General features: G+C 36.7%; 4 protein-coding genes and 2 pseudogenes. All 6 read right to left on the bottom strand.

The genetic code is table 11. From position 1 onward, the window contains the following. The coding region (locus QZ106_RS09820; protein ID WP_295976644.1) for an SDR family oxidoreductase at positions 1–242 on the bottom strand (242 nt) is incomplete at its 3' end. 116 nt (positions 243–358) lie between these two features. Beyond that, positions 359–637, bottom strand: a complete 279-nt coding sequence (locus QZ106_RS09825; protein WP_295976645.1) for a hypothetical protein — start codon at positions 635–637, stop codon at positions 359–361. An 11-nt stretch (positions 638–648) separates the two neighbouring features. Continuing rightward, entirely contained in the window at positions 649–1,032 is a 384-nt protein-coding gene (locus QZ106_RS09830; protein ID WP_295976646.1) for a phage holin family protein, read from the bottom strand. A 95-nt stretch (positions 1,033–1,127) separates the two neighbouring features. Next, positions 1,128–1,439 (bottom strand): DUF883 domain-containing protein, encoded by a 312-nt coding sequence (locus tag QZ106_RS09835; protein WP_295976647.1) that lies wholly within the window; start codon positions 1,437–1,439, stop codon positions 1,128–1,130. A gap of 118 nt (positions 1,440–1,557) precedes the next feature. Then, positions 1,558–1,908 (bottom strand): annotated as a pseudogene (locus tag QZ106_RS09840) (Nif3-like dinuclear metal center hexameric protein); the annotation flags it as partial. 2 nt (positions 1,909–1,910) lie between these two features. After that, positions 1,911–2,117, bottom strand: a pseudogene (locus QZ106_RS09845) (exoribonuclease II); the annotation flags it as partial. Positions 2,118–2,246 lie beyond the last annotated feature (129 nt).

The following is a 2,246-nucleotide window of genomic DNA, read 5'->3' on the forward strand; positions in this document are numbered from 1 at the left end:
TGTTTGCTTAATTCTGCGAAGCAGTTTTGAATGCTTTCATCGGTGGCAACGTCTAACGGAAGCACGATGTTTGCGCCAAATTCTTTGGCAAATTCTTCAACGCGCGGTTGTAATTTTTCATTTAAATAAGTGAAAGCCAATTCTGCGCCTTGCTCTTTCATCGCTTTTGCAATGCCGTAGGCGATAGAACGGTTGCTAGCGAGACCTGTAACTAAAATACGTTTACCTGTTAAGAAACCCATAATTATTCCTGTTTGTTTTAGTGAAAAAATTGGCGAAATTATACTTGTTTTGCCTTATAGGAGCAATTATCAGAGTAAGTGTTCCGATATGTTAGGGTAATTTATTAAAAGCTAATTTATTCAGATTGATTATGCTGACTATGTTTGCCAAGTGCATAGAGCGTAACTAAGCCTAATCCAGTAACAACAATGCTGCGGGCGGTAAACAGTTTTTTACTTATTGCCGTGAATAGTAAAGAACGTATTAAGGGTTGATTTAACACTGAACCTAAGAAATTTATATTCTGGAGAGGAGATGAAATTTCTCGTTTTGTTGTATTACCTTGTGAACGTAATTTAAGTCGCAATATATTGCCCTTGAGTACTAAAAGTTCTTTTTCTTCTTCTAAACGCATTATCACTTCTCCTACTCTTGTTTGGATTTACCTATAATATTTTTTAATGCATTAATGTCTTGTTGTATCTCTCTTACTGTATCCATCATAAATGTTTTTTGTTTTTTCAAAAAACGCGATAACCCAAAGGCTAAAAACAAAACAATCAATAGTGCGATAACACTGATAGAAAAAAATGCGGTAATTTTATTTTCTGGAGAAAGGTAGGAATTCAAACCAAATAATAAACTAATAAAAGAAACTAATAAAAGTAAGAAGGCGAATAGTATAATAACGAGAGTTGATAACAAAGAATTTTTTAGCTGGATAAAGTCAATCCGAAGCATTTGCAAACGGATTTGTGTTAACTCAAGGGTTGTAATCAATGTATTTTTAATTTTTTGTATGATTTGCATTCCATCTCCTTAAGCTGTCTGAAACGAAAATTGGCTGCGCAGAAAAACTAGTATACGCAGCCATTATTTAGTAGAACGATTTTAGTAAATAACAACTATTTTTTACTGATGAGTACGCCCAGTAATAACCCAATAACAGCGGCAGTGCCGATGGCTTTGTAGGGGTTTTCCTGTACTAGAGTATCAGTGTTCTTAATCACCTCTTTAGTTTTTTCAACGGCTTCTTCTTGAAGAGAGCTAAATTGTCCTTTAATCGCTTTAACTTGAGAACTTAAACTTTTTTTTAATTTTTTCAGTTCTTCTGCGCCGGCTTCACTTTTTTCATTAAAGAGCTCTTCAGCATTATTCAAAATGTCATTTAGTTCTTCTAACAGTTCTTTGCGTTTTGCATCGAATTCTTTACTCATAGTGTTTCTCCTCTTGTTAGAATGTAATAATTAAAATACCAGCAGAAATAATACTTCTATTCCTAGATGGTTACTGATTCTATACATATATTTTATAGAGAAGTCAAGGGTAAATCTGTTATGCCGGATTATCCATATCCTTAAATTCCACCTCAAAACCGTGTTCTTTTGCCAGCCACTCGCCCAAGGCTTGGTGACCTGCAGCAAAAAAATGAATCCCTTGCTCCCTCGTAGAATGGATCGTTTGTTCAGATACTTCGCCTGTAATAAAGGCGTCGCAACCTTGGGCTGCAGCAAGATCAATGTAACCTTGGCCTCCACCGGTGCAGATACCGATTTTGCTGATAAAGTGCGGTCCGTTTTCCGTGCAAATTAATGGTTTGCGGTTTAACACCTGTTCGATACGTTCGGCAAATTGTTCGGCTGTTAACGGTTCTTTTAAGGCGCCCCAAACAGGAATGCTGGCAGAGCTTTATCGCCTTGTTTTTCGATCGTGGCGCTGATTTTGTCGCCGTGCATCACTTTTTTCATGGCAGGTGGCGCAATAAAGTAGCTTTTTTTATCACATTCTAAAAAGCCATAGGCTTTATCGGAGCCTTTTACCGTGCCTTCTACACGTTCTTTGCTGTCATGAATTTGTTGTTTGAGTTGTGCGAGTAATGGGTTGTCTTGGAACATAATTATTTTTATCGTAGGGCAGAGTTGAGACTGCCGAAATCATCATAAAATAGCGGAGTGAACTCCGCCTTACAAATAGAAAAGGCAGGTTAAAAAACCTGCCGATAAATAAAGGAAGAAAAAATTATT

Origin of the sequence: uncultured Aggregatibacter sp., from assembly GCF_901873365.1 — a bacterium.
In the GTDB taxonomy this organism is placed as follows: Bacteria; Pseudomonadota; Gammaproteobacteria; order Enterobacterales; family Pasteurellaceae; genus Aggregatibacter.

Excerpts from the sequence above, each read along its gene's own strand:
- QZ106_RS09835 (WP_295976647.1), bottom strand. The coding sequence starts at position 1,439 with ATGAGTAAAGAATTCGATGCAAAACGCAAAGAACTGTTAGAAGAACTA.
- QZ106_RS09825 (WP_295976645.1), bottom strand. The coding sequence starts at position 637 with ATGCGTTTAGAAGAAGAAAAAGAACTTTTAGTACTCAAGGGCAATATA.
- QZ106_RS09830 (WP_295976646.1), bottom strand. The coding sequence starts at position 1,032 with ATGCAAATCATACAAAAAATTAAAAATACATTGATTACAACCCTTGAG.